Raw genomic sequence first — 15,480 nt, 5'->3', positions numbered from 1 at the left:
TATGCATCTTACGCGTTTAAATATCGAACGTGTGCGTAATTTAAAAACGGTTGCACTCCAAGGGTTGCAGCCGTTTAATATATTTTATGGCGCGAACGGTTCAGGTAAAACCTCAATTTTGGAAGCAATTCATTTGCTTGCAACAGGGCGATCGTTTCGCACCCATATTCCAAAAAATTATATTCAGTATGCTGCCGAAGATGCGATTGTCTTTGCACAGTCCAGTACTGAGAAAATTGGTATGCAAAAAATGGCCTCTGGTGAACAGTTGATGAAAGTCAATGGCGATACCGTGGCTACCCAAGGTCAACTTGCTAAATTACTTCCTTTGCAGCATTTAGATCCACAAAGTACAGATATTATTGACCATGGTGCAAAACCACGACGCCAACTTTTGGATTGGTTGATGTTCCACGTGGAACCTGAGTTTTATTTTGCATGGCAATACTATTCGCGTGCATTAAAACAGCGAAATACTTTACTTAAAACCCAAAGAAATTTGACATTGGCCGATTTGGAACCTTGGAACAAAATGCTGAGTGACTATGGCGAAATTTTGCACTCTCAGCGCTTGGGTATTGTGGAACAATGGAATGTCTTTTTTCAAAATGATTTGAGCCAATTGCTTCCTGATCTTGAAATTGAACTGGAATACAGTCCAGGTTTTCATACAGAGCAGGGGCTCATGCAAGACCTGCTTAATCAACACCAAAAAGACATCGAACGACGTTATACCGAATATGGTCCACATCGTGCAGATTTGCGCTTAAAAACCCCTTATGGACATGCTGATGTAGTTTTATCAAGAGGTCAGAAAAAACTGCTGATTATTGCCTTAAAACTGTCACAAATTGCAATGTTGCATGCGAGTAATAAGGAAACTGTGGTATTATTAGATGATCTGACAGCAGAATTAGACTTAACCGCACAACAACGTTTAATTGAACGATTAAGCCAACTTGGTAGCCAGGTTTTTATGACAACTTTAGATCATGCATCGGTAAAAAAACACTTACATGATTTGTCTATTTCATATCAATTATTCAATGTTGAATCCGGTCAAGTTAGTCTTGCTTCACCATAATTTTTTGATGTTACCCATCTTTGAATAAACCTATATTTGCTAGGGAGAAACCATGAGTTCAGAGTCTCAATCAGCCTCTCAAACAGAACAAACCAATGAAAAGGCTTATGATTCCTCTAGTATTAAAGTATTACGTGGATTAGATGCAGTTCGTAAACGTCCGGGTATGTATATTGGGGATACAGACGACGGTACCGGTTTACACCATATGGTATTCGAGGTAGTCGATAACGCCATCGATGAAGCTTTAGCTGGGCATTGTGATGAAATTATTGTCACTATTCATGAAGATGAATCAGTGAGTGTTTCGGATAATGGCCGTGGTATTCCAACCGATATTCACCCTGAAGAAGGTGTTTCTGCAGCGGAAGTAATTCTTACCATTCTGCACGCAGGCGGTAAGTTTGATGACAACAGCTATAAGGTTTCAGGTGGTTTACACGGTGTAGGTGTTTCTGTAGTAAACGCACTTTCAAGTAAATTACATTTAATGATTTCTCGTGCTGGTCTAGTACATGAGCAAGAATATCAACACGGTGATCCGCAATATCCATTACGTGTGATTGGTGAAACGGATAAGAGTGGTACAACAGTACGTTTTTGGCCAAGTGAATTAACATTTACTCAAACCATTTTTAACGTAGAAATTCTAGCACGCCGTTTACGTGAGCTTTCATTCTTAAACGCGGGCGTACGTATTGTATTGCGCGATGAGCGTATTAACCTTGAGCATGTATATGACTACGAAGGTGGATTATCTGAGTTTGTAAAATACATTAACGAAGGTAAAACTCATCTCAATGAGATTTTCCATTTTACTGCAGATACAGATAACGGTATTGGTGTAGAAGTAGCCTTGCAGTGGAATGAAAGTTATCAAGAAAACGTTCGTTGCTTTACCAATAACATTCCTCAAAAAGATGGCGGTAGCCATTTAGCTGGTTTCCGTGCAGCTTTGACGCGTGGTTTAAATCAATATCTTGAAAATGAAAATATTCTCAAGAAAGAAAAAGTTAATGTAACCGGCGACGATGCACGTGAAGGTTTAACCGCTATTATTTCGGTAAAAGTACCTGATCCAAAATTTTCATCTCAAACCAAAGAAAAACTGGTATCAAGTGAAGTAAAACCTGCTGTTGAGCAAGCAATGAACAAAGAGTTCTCTGCTTACTTGCTTGAAAACCCACAAGCTGCAAAGTCAATTGCCGGTAAAATTATTGATGCTGCACGTGCACGTGATGCTGCACGTAAAGCGCGTGAAATGACACGTCGTAAGAGCGCACTTGATATCGCTGGTTTACCAGGTAAATTAGCAGATTGTCAGGAAAAAGATCCTGCACTTTCTGAATTATATCTTGTCGAAGGTGACTCTGCGGGTGGTAGTGCTAAGCAAGGCCGTAACCGTAAAATGCAGGCTATTTTACCGTTGAAAGGTAAAATCCTGAACGTTGAACGTGCACGCTTTGACAAAATGATTTCTAGTCAGGAAGTCGGTACTTTAATTACTGCTCTCGGCTGTGGTATTGGTCGTGAAGAATATAATCCTGACAAACTACGCTATCATAAAATCATTATCATGACCGATGCTGACGTTGATGGTTCGCACATTCGAACCTTGTTATTAACGTTCTTCTTCCGTCAAATGCCAGAATTGGTTGAGCGTGGGCATATCTATATTGCTCAGCCACCTTTATACAAATTGAAAAAAGGTAAGCAGGAACAATACATCAAAGATAATGATGCATTAGAAACTTATCTGATTTCAAATGCGATTGATGAGCTGTCGTTACATATTAGTGCTGATGCTCCTGCAATTACTGGCGAAGCACTTGCAAAAGTGATCAAGGATTATCAAGTTTCACAAAAGAGCTTGCAGCGTTTAACCTTACGTTATCCAGCTAGCTTACTAGATGCTTTACTGGAAGTAGAAGCTTTCAAAGCCGATCAAAATCATGATCAGGCTTATGTACAGCAATGGGCTGATCAGGTTCGTGAAACAGTCACTAGATTGCAGCCAAGTTTACGTCCGGAAATTACCCTAGAGTCATTTGAACGTGAAAATGCTCAGGGTGAAAAATCTGCACATTATTGGCCACGTATTACCGTATATGTTCATAACTTGCCGCATGCCTATTTGCTTGATGCTGGTTTATTGAATTCAGCGGAATATGCTCGTTTATTGAAAAACTCGAAGAGTTGGTTCAGCTTAATTGAAGAGGGCGCTTATTTACAAAAAGGCGACCGTCGTATTCAAGTGGCTAACTTCCATCAAGTTTGGCAGCACATTTTGCAAGATTCGCGCCGCGGTATGATGATCCAGCGCTATAAAGGTCTTGGTGAGATGAATGCTGAACAGCTTTGGGAAACGACAATGGACCCTGACAACCGTAATATGTTGCAGGTGACCATTGATGATGCGATTGAAGCAGATCGTATGTTCTCTTGCTTAATGGGTGATGACGTTGAACCACGTCGTGCATTCATTGAAGAGAATGCTTTAAATGCAGATATTGATGCTTAATTCATAACACGATTCTAAATCAGTCTAGGGAGAGAAGATGATGGGTCAGAAATTATTAGCGAGTCTATTAATTTCATGTGCGTTTTTAGGAAGTTCTGCTGTTTGGGCAGCAGACCTAGAAACAAATATGAAAACTTTAGCTAAGAGCACTAAAGCATTTGCTGAAGCGAAAGATGCTGCTAATGCGAAACAACAGCTTGTTGTAATGCGTGAAGCAGCAGTTTCTTCTAAGCAATATTTGCCGCATAAACTTGAAGGTTTACCTTCAGGAAATGTACAGGTAAAAGAGTACCAAGCTGGTTTAGATCAGCTTGTTGCCGAGATTGATAAAGTAACTGCATTAGTTGAGCAAGGACACTTAGATCAAGCAAAAACTGAAGCAATGAATTTAGTCAAAATTCGAAATGAAAATCATAAAAAATTTAGATAATTCTTTTTATGATGATTGAAGAAAAGGCTTTGTTCTAATTTAAGACAAAGCCTTTTCTTTTATAAGAAACGAACTTTTAAATTGTCATTCAAATGATAATTTCTATTTATATCAAGAGAATATAATTTTGAAAAAAATACAAAAACTCTTATGCATTGGGATCATGTTTTTCAATTGTTTATTTCAACTGCATGCTGCTACAGCCCCGATCTTTTATGGAAAATTAGTATTTCATCGTTATAGTGATTATGACGCATGGGACAGTAAGCTTTATCTTTATAACTTCACAACGCAACAGACCACATTACTGGGTGCAAATTGGAAAATCGACCATATGATGAATGGTCATTTTTCTCCAGATGGAAAATGGTTAACGTTCATGGGAGTAGCTTATGGGCAACACTATGGAGATGCATGGGATGTATATGCTTGGAAAGTGGGAAGTAGTGAGTTACCCATTAACTTAACTCAGGGGAATAATAAACGTGATGAAGATCCTAAATTCATAGATAACCAGCGTATTATTTTTAAACAAAATGGCGATTTAAAAATCGTCAAAATGACGGATCGTACGATTACTTCGGTTACTCAAAATGGTTGGGATATTGAGGAGTCAATGCCTTATCCAATGATGAATACCACTCAAATTTTATATGCGAAAGGTGCTGGGAATAATTCTAGAATTTTTAGTATTGATCAGTCGGGCGCCTATGATACACAGCTGACCAATATTGCTTCATATTATCCGGTATGGTGGCAAGGAAGCCGGTTCTTATATGTGCGTTGGTATAGCTCAACAAATGCCCACGATCAGATTTATACTTATGATATGGCTAATAAACAAACCACACGTTTGCCATTTAACAGTACTACCGTCGACACTTCAGACCCAGCGCCTTTAGACCAACGTTATATGGTGGTATCTCTTGCAGGGCAGACAGGAAGCCGTGGCGGTTATGATCTATACATTGCGGATAGTTTATCCAGTAATGTTTGGCCTTTACCTATCAATACCAATTTAAATGAATTAGGGGCTTTTTATACCCCGTATTAATTAATAAAAAAGCCGATTAAGAAATCGGCTTTTTTATTTTGGAAAATAGATTAATCAAAAGAAGTTTCCATCTCTTCTAATTCCATCATGAGTTCTAAAAGCTGCTCTTCATATTGCTCAAGTTTAGCCTTTAACTCAGTTTGTTCATTCATAAGTTTGAGTAGATCATCCTTACGTGCTGCATCATATAAAGACGTATCTGCTAAAGATTCTTCAATTTTGACAAGCTGTGGTTGAAGTTTATCAATTTGAGATTCAACTTTTTCGATATTTTTACGAATAGGTCGAGTTTGTTCACGACGGCGAGCTGCTTCTTTACGCTGTGCTTCTTTGTCAACTTTAGCTGGGGCGGCAGTGGTAGAGGACGAATTATTCTGCGCCACAGCAGTTTGAGCATTGATGAGTTGCTGACGTGCTTCACGTAGCCATTTTGCATAATCCTGTAAATCGCCTTCAAACTCGGTACATTTACCGCCGTGTACCAAAAGAAGCTCGTCACAAACACTTGCAATGAGTTGACGTTCGTGGGAAACCAGTACAACAGCACCTTCAAAGTCTTGTAATGCCATGCTCAATGCATGACGCATATCAAGATCTAAATGGTTCGTCGGTTCGTCCAAAATTAAAACATTTGGACGCTGCCATACAATCAGTGCGAGGGCTAAACGAGCACGTTCTCCACCAGAAAAGGTTTCACATGGCGTATCCATGCGTTCACCACTAAAGCCAAAACTACCTAAAAAAGAACGTAAGGTGGCTTCACTAATTTTTTTGTCTGCTAAACGGGCAATTTGTAACATTGGAGTAGCATGGCCATCTAAAGCATCCATTTGGTGCTGGGCAAAGTAACCAATATTAAGTAATTCTGACGCCTTTCGTTCACCAGCTAAGAGCGGCAAATCACCTACTAAGCTCTTAATTAAGGTCGATTTACCCGCGCCGTTCATACCAAGTAAACCAATACGTGAAGTTGGTGTAATTTGTAATCTAATTTTTTCGGCAATTTGTTTATCACCATAACCAATGCTGGCATTGTCTAAAGTCAGCAAAGGAGAACTCATTTTGGTGGGTTCACGGAAACTAAAAGTAAACGGCGTATCTACATGAGCGGGTGCAAGTTGCTGCATGCGCTCAAGTTGTTTAATACGACTTTGTGCCTGACGAGCTTTGGTTGCTTTTGCTTTAAAACGGTCAATAAACTTTTGTAGGTGAGCGCGCGTTTCTTCTTGTTTCTCAAAAGCTTGTTGTTGCTGTGCAAGACGTTCACTACGCGTAGTTTCAAATGTAGAGTAGTTTCCGGTGTAAAGCGTGAGTTCCTGATTTTCAATATGAAGAATATGATCTGTAATCGCATCTAGAAAGTCGCGGTCATGCGAAATGAGGATGAGTGTACCTTCATAGGCTTTAAGCCAATCTTCTAACCACAGAATTGCATCTAAGTCTAAGTGGTTTGTTGGTTCATCTAGTAATAATAAATCTGAACGGCTCATGAGGGTACGTGCCAAATTTAAGCGCATACGCCATCCACCTGAGAAACTCTCAACGTTCAAACGTAATTGATTTTCTAGAAAACCAAGACCCGCCATGAGCTGCGCAGCTTTAGAGGGCGCTGAATAACCATGAATTTCATCAAAGCGGCCATGCAATTTAGCCAATTCAAAGTCACTCAGTTGATCTGGTTGAGCAAGCTTATTTTGAATATCCCAAAACTCTTCATCACCTGAAAGAACAAAATCAATTGCAGGCATATCTAAGGCTTTTATTTCTTGCGCCATATGCGCTACGGTCCAGCCTGAAGGACGAGTAAGAGAACCTTCATCGGCACCTAAACTTCCAAGTAATGCAGCAAATAAAGTCGATTTACCTGCACCATTTACACCAGTTAGACCAATCTTCCAACCTGGGTGTAATTGCATAGACGCTTTTTGAAATAAAATACGTCCACCGCGGCGTAAAGAAACTTGGTCAAATTGAATCATCTTATTGTATCGAGGTGAGTTAGGGATGCTGTATTTTAAAGACAACTGTCGATGAAAACAAAACATTCCGGATTTAAGTTAGAAGCAGACAATAATTGTAGAAATAGAAAAACTCTGGACTCAGCTATTCATCCGAAATTTTCAAAATATTGAACAAGATAGAACACATTTAAAAAAATATGACTAAAATAAAAGCAGTTTAAGATTTGGTTAATAAATGAACTACTAATAGAAATAGACTAAGGAAAGTTAAATGAAAAAAGGATTGGGGATAATTGGCACAGTATTTTGCTGTGTTATGGGAACAGCACAAGCGGGACAAAATGTTTGTGTGTTTGATTTATTAGGAAAGTCAGGTGAATCCTATAAAATGATGGAAGAGTGGGCTCTCGCAGCGAAAGAATGGCAAGCAGATATCACCTTAATTCCATTTCAAGATGAAGGTTTGGTTGATCGTAGACTGCGCGAAGGTAAATGTGATGCCGCTTATATGACCTCTATGCGGACGCGAAATTACAATAAATTTGCAGGTTCGATTGATGCGATTGGTGGGGTAACCAGTAATGCGATTGCCCAAAAAGCGATTAGCTACGTTCTTGATAAACGCAATAAAACTCGTCTAGTGACTGCACAGAATGGAACAAATTATGAAGTTGTCGGTATTGTCCAGATTGGATTGGCGTACTTATTTGTAAGAGATAAAAACCTGAACTCAATTGAAAAAGTGCGTGGGACTAAATTTGCTATTTTGCAATATGATGCAGCACAAAAAATTATGGTTGAAAGTATTGGCGCAAAACCTATTCCTTCTGAAATTACCGATTTCGTGAAAAAGTTTAATAGTGGTCAAGTCGATGCAATTGCGGCACCTGCTTATGCCTATAAACCACTAGAGATTGGCAAAGGTGTTGGAACGAATGGGGCTATGTTTACTTTTCCGGTGGTGAACGTTACGGGTAATTTAATTACTCGAAGTGATAAGTTCCCAGTCGATTTTGGAATAAAGTCACGTGATTGGTTTCTACAGCAATTACCTCAGAACTTTGCCATGGTAAAACGACTAGAAGTGGGCGTACCCTCAAAGATTAAAATGAATTTTTCAGCCGAAGACAAAATTAAATATCAAAAAATTTTACGTGAAGGTCGCCTCAGCTTAACAAAACAAGGTGTATACGATGCCACAATGATGAGCGTGCTGAAGCGCGCTCGCTGTACAGTGGAACGGACAAATTTTGAATGTACCCTGAATGGAGAGTAGTTGATTTTTTAAACACAAAAACGCTACATATATTTCAAAGCTGAATATGGGTATGAAAATTATGAATATAAAAAGTAACTTACGGAAACTTAGTGATTTTTACTGCTAATAAATAATTTAAATTGAACAAACAATGGTTCAATGAGATAAAAATATTTGAGTAAAAGCTCTATTTTTTTCTAAAAAACATGATTAATATCTGTCTTTGAAAGGAAACTTCAAACAAAAAATCTGTTCCGTGGAAGGATGAAGAAAATGAAAAAAATCGTACTTGCTATGGCTGCCGCTTCTGTTGTTGGTTTTTCTGCTTCAGCGCAAGCAGCGAGTACCGTATGTGTATTCGACCTCTTAGGAAAAGCAGGCGACTCATATAAAATGATGGAAGAATGGGCTCTAGCTGCAAAAGGCTGGGGTACTGAAATTAACTTAGTTCCTCGTCAGGACGAGGCTGTTGCTGATAATGATTTTAAAGCAGGCAAATGTGATGCTGTAGCAATGACAGCAATGCGTGCACGCCAATATAACAAATTCGCAGGATCTATCGACTCACTAGGCGGTGTTCCAAATAACCAAATCGCTCAACGTGCAATTACTTATGTATTAGATGCGCGTAATGCAGCAAAAATGACCACTAATATGGGTGGTAAAAAATACGAAGTTGCTGGTATTTCTCCGCTAGGTTCAGCATTCATTTTCGTACGTGACAAAAACATCAACTCTGTTGAAAAAGCTGCGGGTAAAAAATTCGCCGTACTTGGCTATGACGATGCACAAAAAATTATGGTGCAACGCGTAGGTGCTCAAGCAGTTCTTTCTGATATTTCAAACTTTGCTGCGAAATTTAACAATGGTCAGGTAGATATGGTAGGTGCGCCTGCTTATGCTTACAAACCATTAGAGTTAAATAAAGGTTTAGGCGCAAACGGTGTAATGTGGAACTTCCCTGTATTACACGTTACAGCAGATCTAGTATTACGTTCTGATAAATTCCCAGCTGGTTTTGGTCAAAAATCTCGTGACTGGTTTGTTAAACAGTTACCGAAGAGCTTTGCAATGATCAACCGTTTAGAAGCGCAAATCCCTGGTAAATACAAAATGAACTTAAGTGCTGAAGACAAACTTAAGTATCAAAAAATGTTGCGTGATGGCCGTATGGACTTAACTAAACGCGGTGTTTACGATGCAGGAATGATGTCTGTACTTAAAAAAGCACGTTGTTCTGTAGACAAGGCTAATTTTGAATGTTCAATGCCTGGTGAATAATCTTAATTTCTTTCAGAAAGCCTAGACTGAGTTCTAGGCTTTTTGTTTTCTATGTCCTGTCAATTCTGCCATTGTGGTTAGTTAGAAAGACGTTAAGCTAAATTTAGATAAAAACTTCATAAGGAAACATGAAGGTATAAAAATGGATCAAGGACTTGTGTGATTAAAATAATTGCTAATAGTTAGGCTAATCGCTATCTATTTTTCATGGAAATAAAATCATAAAAGCAAATAGGGTCTATACAAATATTCCAACATGATTTTTATATGAAGCCTATCCGATTCATACCTGATCGGTGTGAAATTTCTTGGTATCGAAAAACAAAAACTCCACAAGGAAAGGAAAAAGAATATGCAATTTTCCAAAATGCTATTACTTGCGATGGGACTTACTACAGTTTCTTTTGCAGCTCAGGCTAAACAAACAGTATGTGTTTTTGACTTCGTTGGTAAAAATGGTGATGTCTATGCGCTGATGAAGGATTATCAACTTGCCGCTAAAAACTGGGGAGCTGATATTGAACTTAAAGTAAACCAAAATGAAGCCGTGATTGCTGAAGATTTTAAAGCAGGCAAATGTGATGGTATTAGTGTGTCAGGGATGCGTGGCCGTCAATTTAACTCATTTACTGGGTCATTAGACGCAATCGGGGCCATTCCTGACCTCAAGCTTGCTGTAAAAGTGATGCAAGGTTTAGCGAGTCCGACTTTTAGTAAATATATGGTTAATGGTCGCTATGAGGTTGTCGGTGTTATTCCGGTTGGTGATGCTTACCTTTTAGTAAACGATCGCAGCATCAATACAGTAGCGAAAGCCGCAGGTAAGAAAATTGCTGTTCTTGACTATGATGAAGCACAAAAAATTATGGTTCAGCAGGTCGGGGCACAGGCTGTTAGTGCTGACGTAACAAATTTTGGTGCGAAATTTAATAACCATCAAGTTGATATTATCGGTGCGCCAGCAGCAGCATTTAAACCTTTAGAGTTACAAAAAGGTTTAGGAACAAAAGGTGCGATCGTGAACTATCCGATCTTACAGGTCACAGGAAATATTATTATCCGTCCTGATAAGTTCCCAGCTGGTTTTGGTCAGAAATCTAGAGAATGGGTTTCAGGTCAGTTACCACGTGCTTTTACCATCTTGGGTAAGATGAAAGCGGATATTCCACAAAAATACTGGATGGATGTCCCAGCAGCCGATAAACCAGGTTACCAAAAGCTCATGCGTGAATCACGAATTAACCTTACACAACGTGGCGTGTATGATAAACGCATGATGAAACTACTATGGCAATTCCGTTGTAAACAAGATGCTAAAAACTTCGAATGTGGCTTACAAGACGAGAATTACAAATAATCTTGATAAAAATACTCAAGATTGGCTTTAAACTTCGAAGACAGACCCTATATTGATTATGCTATACTCAATATAGGGTCTTTTTTATTTTGAAAGGCACAGCAAAATCCGAGGAACAATCATCATGAATGCCCAAGCTCTAGTTTTGACAGATAATGCTGCCAATAAGGTACGCCAACTCCGTGATAGTGAAGGGAATGACGATCTCATGTTACGTGTATATGTAACGGGAGGCGGCTGTTCAGGGTTTTCGTATGGCTTTAATTTTGCTGAAAGCGTAAATGAAGATGATGCAGAATTCGTAAATGGCGATGTAAAAATGCTTGTGGATTCACTTAGCTATCAATATTTAATTGGTTCAGTGGTTGACTATGTAGAAGGCCTTGAAGGATCGCGTTTTATTATCCAAAACCCGAATGCAACAACAACATGTGGTTGTGGCTCTTCATTCTCGATTTAAAAGAATTTTAAAATTTAAAAAACCTCTCCATGACGAGAGGTTTTTTTATTGATCAGATTATTATTTTTGACGAACAGATTCTAAAAAGTATTGCACCAGTTCAGGCGCATTCTGATATGGAATCCAATGTGACGCATCCATAAAAACTGCCTCATACCTATTTTTAAAATAATCTGAGTTTAGCTCGGCACTTTTTTCTGTAACGGCAATATCATGTTTACCCCAAATAAAAAGAGTAGGAACATCTATTGATTTAAAAGGATTTTGAGGCTTGTCCCAAAAAAAGCCACGATACCAATTCAACGCCGTAGATAATCTATTTTCTTCTATAAACTCAGCCTCGAATATCGCAATTTGCTCTTCGGTCATACCTGATGACTTAAGAAACTTACGGCCCAATTTAGGTATCTTTTTAAATAAAAGTTCGGGCAGAATCGGTAGCTGAAAAATTGCAAAATAATAAGATTTAAAAAGTTGTCTGCTGCTTAAGCAGGCTTTTAAAAAAGCAGCTTGATGGGGCACAGAAACTAAAGTGAGATGTTGAATATATTGTGGATACTTCATAGCAACGCCCGAAGCAATTGCCGAGCCCCAGTCATGCCCAATTAAATACACGGGTTGATCTAATTGCTTAATAAAACTCGCTACATCTTCTACAAGTTCACTCAGTGAATATTGAAAGCGGCTTTGGGGCCTAGCATTTAAACTATAACCACGTTGATGAATCGCAAGCGTTCTAAATTGATGCTCATGCAATAATTCAGAGGTTTGCTCCCAACTATGAGCCGTTTCTGGAAAACCATGCAATAAAACAACGAGCGGACCATCTATAGGGCCTGAATCAATCACATCGAATGTCCAAGCCCCACGTGTGTATTGATGAATACGTTTAGTTAGATCCATACAAACATGCCTTAAATTATTTTTATCGGCATTTATCATGAGTTTTTATGCTCATTTAAATAACAGCATTTCGGGTCAGTAAATGTGCTATGAGGTCGAATCTGATCAATCAAATCAATAAATAGTTTTATACCGCCGTGATCGTACCTAGAATTCTGAAATCCGATGCACCTGTTACCGCTGGCAAATTACCACTTAAACTATTTACAAAACGCATTGCTAACCAAGCAAAAGCTGTAGCTTCGACCCAAGTAGGGGAGAGCCCTAAGACGTCTGTAGGTTGAACAGACCAATTGTGCTTACGAAGACGCCAGCGTAATTGTTCTAATAAATAAGAGTTATAAGCACCACCACCACATACATACACTTCACCTGTTTCCATCTCAGAGCGATAAATCGCTTTTTGAATGGCACGCACAGTAAGCTTTAATAGGGTAGCTTGGATGTTTTCAGGGGTATCTTCTAACTCATCATAAGTTAAATCATTTCGCCAATCGATTAACTGGTCATCTAACCAGTCAATATTGAAATCTTCACGTCCTGTGCTCTTAGGAGGTTCTTTAGAAAAATATTCATGAGCATGAAGACGGTCGAGTAACGAACGAATAGGATGACCGTAAGCTGCCCAGTCACCATTTTCATCATATGGATGGCCTGTATGACGATGACACCAAGCATCCATCAAAATATTTGCAGGACCTGTATCAAAACCAAATACGCCGTCAGCATTATTGGCAGGCAACATACTCACATTAGCAATACCACCCAAATTCAAAATCACGCGATGAATACTTGGATGTTGAAATAGTGCTTGATGGAAAGCTGGAACCAATGGTGCACCTTGACCACCTGCTGCCATATCTCTACGACGAAAATCTGAAACAACCGGGATCTGAGTGATTTCAGTAATGATATTGGGATCGCCAATTTGTAGCGTAAATCCATGTTCTGGACGGTGACGAATAGTTTGTCCATGCGACCCAATTGCTTTAATTTGACTACGATCTAACTGGTTTTTTTCAATGAGAGTATTAATCCCATGACCAATCATTTTGGCTAGAGCAACATCAGCTTTACCCATGCGGTCAATTTCATTGTCATCAGGCAAAGTTAACGCCATAAGCTCATCACGTAATTCGGGTTCGAATGGAACCGTAAGAGTGGCATGAAGCTGTAGTGGCTCAAATGAAGCCGCAACAATATCCACACCATCCATACTAGTGCCAGTCATTACGCCGATATAGATTGCGCTCATATGCAACTTCCCCTGCAAGACGCTGAAAAAATGTTAGTATATCGCACAAATTGAATAACTGATGTGTTTAGGTTTTGTGATGTCAAATTTCTTGCCCGCCGAAGAACAGCTTGCCCTCATCCAACGAGGCACGCACGAAATTATTTCAGAAGAAGATTTACTGAAAAAGCTCAAAGAGAATCGTCCTCTTAAAATTAAAGCTGGTTTTGACCCTACTGCGCCAGATTTACATTTAGGACATACGGTTCTTATTAATAAACTAAAAACTTTCCAAGATTTGGGCCATGAAGTTACCTTCTTGATTGGTGACTATACCGCGATGATCGGTGACCCAACTGGTAAAAGCGCAACTCGTCCGCCGTTGTCACGTGAACAAGTAGAGGCGAACGCTAAAACTTATCAAGAACAAGTTTTCAAAATATTAGATCCGAATAAAACAAAAGTACGTTTTAACTCAGAATGGTTTAATCAAAAATCTGCTGCTGACCTCATTCAGTTAGCAAGTCAGCAAACCGTATCTCGCATGTTAGAGCGTGATGACTTTACAAAGCGTTATAGCAACCATCAGCCGATTGCAATCCATGAGTTTTTATATCCTTTAGTTCAAGGCTATGACTCTATTGCACTTGAAGCTGACGTAGAGTTAGGCGGTACAGACCAGACCTTTAACTTACTTATGGGACGTACTTTACAAAGTCGTTATGGTCAAGAATCTCAAGTGTGTATCACTGTTCCGATTCTAGAAGGTTTAGATGGCGTAAATAAAATGTCTAAATCTTTGGGTAACTATATTGGTGTATTTGATACACCAGGGGCAATGTACCAAAAAGTTTTATCAATGCCAGACTCGCTAATTGAACGATATTTCGATTTATTAAGTTTTAAATCTCTAGATGAGATCAAAACTTTATTAGATGAAATTGCTGCTGGTCGTAATCCACAAGAAGTAAAACGTATTCTTGCGCTGGAGCTCGTTGAGCGTTTCCATGATGCAGAAGCTGCCGCTAATGCACATAAAAGTGCTGGTAACGTTATTACAGAAGGTGAAGTACCAGAAGACACCCCAGAAGTAACGATTTCACGTGGTGAATTTGGTGGAGAAATCTTTATTGCCACAATTCTACGTGTAGCAGGTCTAAATCCAAATGCAGCTGCGGCAAAAGATGCTGTAGCGCGCGGTGCAGTAAAAGTTGACTGGAATGTAATTGATGCAAGTTTCTCTGTAAAAGACAACGGGACTTTCATTATTCAGTCAGGTAAAAAAGCAATTGCTCGTGTAACTTTCACTGACTAAGTAAAGTTGTTTAGTAATAAAAAGCAGGAGTAATCCTGCTTTTTTTATTTAAGGATCAAAAAAACAATTCAACGTTCCACGTGGAACTATCTATAGTTCACTAATAATGAAAAGTAATTAAAGCAAATAAGAAAGTAGAGGGAAATATAGTTTGAGAGTAGAGCATTTGCTCTAATATGTCTTTGGAATCTTTGGAATCTTTGGAATCTTTGGAATCTTTGGAATCTTTGGAATCTTTGGAATCTTTGGAATCTTTGGAATCTTTGGAATCTTTGGAATCTTTGGAATCGAGAATGCTATATATGCCTATAACAACTATATAAGAAGACATCAAAAATCTAAGATGAACTGTATTTTCCCAAAATAAAAATTAATAAAAGTGGTGAAAATGCCTAAAAAAAAGCCATATATATCACTTTTTTCGCAAAATAGTAGAAAAAAACGGCACTCAATAGAAAAAGGCTGAAATACCCCTTGCAAAGGGATTGGGATGGTCTATAATGCACATCCATCGGCGGTGATGCAGATAGAAACTTGTTGAAAAACAGTTACTTGGAATTGAGTTGATTGCTTTAAGTGATGAATTTGATGGGAAGTTGGTTTAGAGATTAAGTTTTAAAAA

12 protein-coding genes are annotated in these 15,480 nt (G+C 38.8%); 9 read left to right on the top strand and 3 right to left on the bottom strand.

The features are described from left to right. The first annotated feature begins 1 nt into the window (after position 1). From recF to ACINWC141_RS15825, 4 genes are all read left to right on the top strand, one after another. Positions 2–1,084 (top strand): DNA replication/repair protein RecF, encoded by a 1,083-nt coding sequence (gene recF / locus ACINWC141_RS15840; protein ID WP_009392871.1) that lies wholly within the window; start codon positions 2–4, stop codon positions 1,082–1,084. A gap of 52 nt (positions 1,085–1,136) precedes the next feature. Then, positions 1,137–3,605, top strand: coding sequence for a DNA topoisomerase (ATP-hydrolyzing) subunit B (gene gyrB, locus ACINWC141_RS15835; RefSeq protein WP_009392852.1), 2,469 nt, complete (start codon positions 1,137–1,139; stop codon positions 3,603–3,605). 37 nt (positions 3,606–3,642) lie between these two features. After that, the gene (cybC, locus tag ACINWC141_RS15830) at positions 3,643–4,035 is read left to right on the top strand and encodes a cytochrome b562 (RefSeq protein WP_034678927.1); all 393 of its coding nucleotides are present in this window, start codon (positions 3,643–3,645) and stop codon (positions 4,033–4,035) included. A gap of 127 nt (positions 4,036–4,162) precedes the next feature. Beyond that, positions 4,163–5,089, top strand: a complete 927-nt coding sequence (locus ACINWC141_RS15825; protein ID WP_034678926.1) for a TolB-like translocation protein — start codon at positions 4,163–4,165, stop codon at positions 5,087–5,089. 50 nt (positions 5,090–5,139) lie between these two features. Here ACINWC141_RS15825 and ACINWC141_RS15820 read toward each other — a convergent pair whose 3' ends face one another. Next, positions 5,140–7,068: an ATP-binding cassette domain-containing protein gene (locus tag ACINWC141_RS15820; RefSeq protein ID WP_009392835.1), complete on the bottom strand. Its 1,929-nt coding sequence runs from the start codon at positions 7,066–7,068 to the stop codon at positions 5,140–5,142. Between the two features lie 253 nt (positions 7,069–7,321). On the opposite strand from ACINWC141_RS15820, the gene ACINWC141_RS15815 reads away from it, so the two are divergent. The 4 genes from ACINWC141_RS15815 to erpA all read left to right on the top strand — a co-directional run bounded on the left by ACINWC141_RS15815 (position 7,322) and on the right by erpA (position 11,406). After that, positions 7,322–8,326 carry a putative solute-binding protein gene (locus tag ACINWC141_RS15815; RefSeq protein WP_009392885.1) on the top strand — a complete coding sequence of 335 codons (1,005 nt, stop codon included), beginning with the start codon at positions 7,322–7,324 and terminating at the stop codon, positions 8,324–8,326. 255 nt (positions 8,327–8,581) lie between these two features. After that, entirely contained in the window at positions 8,582–9,589 is a 1,008-nt protein-coding gene (locus ACINWC141_RS20165) for a putative solute-binding protein (protein ID WP_002115480.1), read from the top strand. A 352-nt stretch (positions 9,590–9,941) separates the two neighbouring features. After that, entirely contained in the window at positions 9,942–10,946 is a 1,005-nt protein-coding gene (locus ACINWC141_RS15805; RefSeq protein ID WP_009392891.1) for a putative solute-binding protein, read from the top strand. A 124-nt stretch (positions 10,947–11,070) separates the two neighbouring features. After that, positions 11,071–11,406 carry an iron-sulfur cluster insertion protein ErpA gene (gene erpA / locus ACINWC141_RS15800; protein WP_003656048.1) on the top strand — a complete coding sequence of 112 codons (336 nt, stop codon included), beginning with the start codon at positions 11,071–11,073 and terminating at the stop codon, positions 11,404–11,406. A 60-nt stretch (positions 11,407–11,466) separates the two neighbouring features. Here erpA and ACINWC141_RS15795 read toward each other — a convergent pair whose 3' ends face one another. After that, complete coding sequence (locus ACINWC141_RS15795) at positions 11,467–12,309, bottom strand: alpha/beta fold hydrolase (protein WP_009392839.1); 843 nt, start codon at positions 12,307–12,309, stop codon at positions 11,467–11,469. A gap of 127 nt (positions 12,310–12,436) precedes the next feature. Then, positions 12,437–13,564 carry an anhydro-N-acetylmuramic acid kinase gene (locus ACINWC141_RS15790; RefSeq protein ID WP_009392836.1) on the bottom strand — a complete coding sequence of 376 codons (1,128 nt, stop codon included), beginning with the start codon at positions 13,562–13,564 and terminating at the stop codon, positions 12,437–12,439. A 61-nt stretch (positions 13,565–13,625) separates the two neighbouring features. On the opposite strand from ACINWC141_RS15790, the gene tyrS reads away from it, so the two are divergent. Beyond that, positions 13,626–14,858, top strand: coding sequence for a tyrosine--tRNA ligase (gene tyrS, locus ACINWC141_RS15785; protein WP_009392842.1), 1,233 nt, complete (start codon positions 13,626–13,628; stop codon positions 14,856–14,858). Positions 14,859–15,480 lie beyond the last annotated feature (622 nt).

Source organism: Acinetobacter sp. WC-141 (assembly GCF_000313935.1).
Taxonomy (GTDB): Bacteria; Pseudomonadota; Gammaproteobacteria; order Pseudomonadales; family Moraxellaceae; genus Acinetobacter.
This window is presented reverse-complemented; position numbering and strand designations above follow the sequence as displayed.

Bases quoted from the DNA above. Each gene is read 5' to 3' on its own strand.
- ACINWC141_RS15795 (WP_009392839.1), bottom strand. From the start codon at position 12,309: ATGGATCTAACTAAACGTATTCATCAATACACACGTGGGGCTTGGACA.
- ACINWC141_RS20165 (WP_002115480.1), top strand. From the start codon at position 8,582: ATGAAAAAAATCGTACTTGCTATGGCTGCCGCTTCTGTTGTTGGTTTT.
- tyrS (WP_009392842.1), top strand. From the start codon at position 13,626: ATGTGTTTAGGTTTTGTGATGTCAAATTTCTTGCCCGCCGAAGAACAG.
- ACINWC141_RS15815 (WP_009392885.1), top strand. From the start codon at position 7,322: ATGAAAAAAGGATTGGGGATAATTGGCACAGTATTTTGCTGTGTTATG.
- ACINWC141_RS15805 (WP_009392891.1), top strand. From the start codon at position 9,942: ATGCAATTTTCCAAAATGCTATTACTTGCGATGGGACTTACTACAGTT.
- cybC (WP_034678927.1), top strand. From the start codon at position 3,643: ATGATGGGTCAGAAATTATTAGCGAGTCTATTAATTTCATGTGCGTTT.
- gyrB (WP_009392852.1), top strand. From the start codon at position 1,137: ATGAGTTCAGAGTCTCAATCAGCCTCTCAAACAGAACAAACCAATGAA.
- erpA (WP_003656048.1), top strand. From the start codon at position 11,071: ATGAATGCCCAAGCTCTAGTTTTGACAGATAATGCTGCCAATAAGGTA.
- ACINWC141_RS15820 (WP_009392835.1), bottom strand. From the start codon at position 7,068: ATGATTCAATTTGACCAAGTTTCTTTACGCCGCGGTGGACGTATTTTA.
- recF (WP_009392871.1), top strand. From the start codon at position 2: ATGCATCTTACGCGTTTAAATATCGAACGTGTGCGTAATTTAAAAACG.
- ACINWC141_RS15790 (WP_009392836.1), bottom strand. From the start codon at position 13,564: ATGAGCGCAATCTATATCGGCGTAATGACTGGCACTAGTATGGATGGT.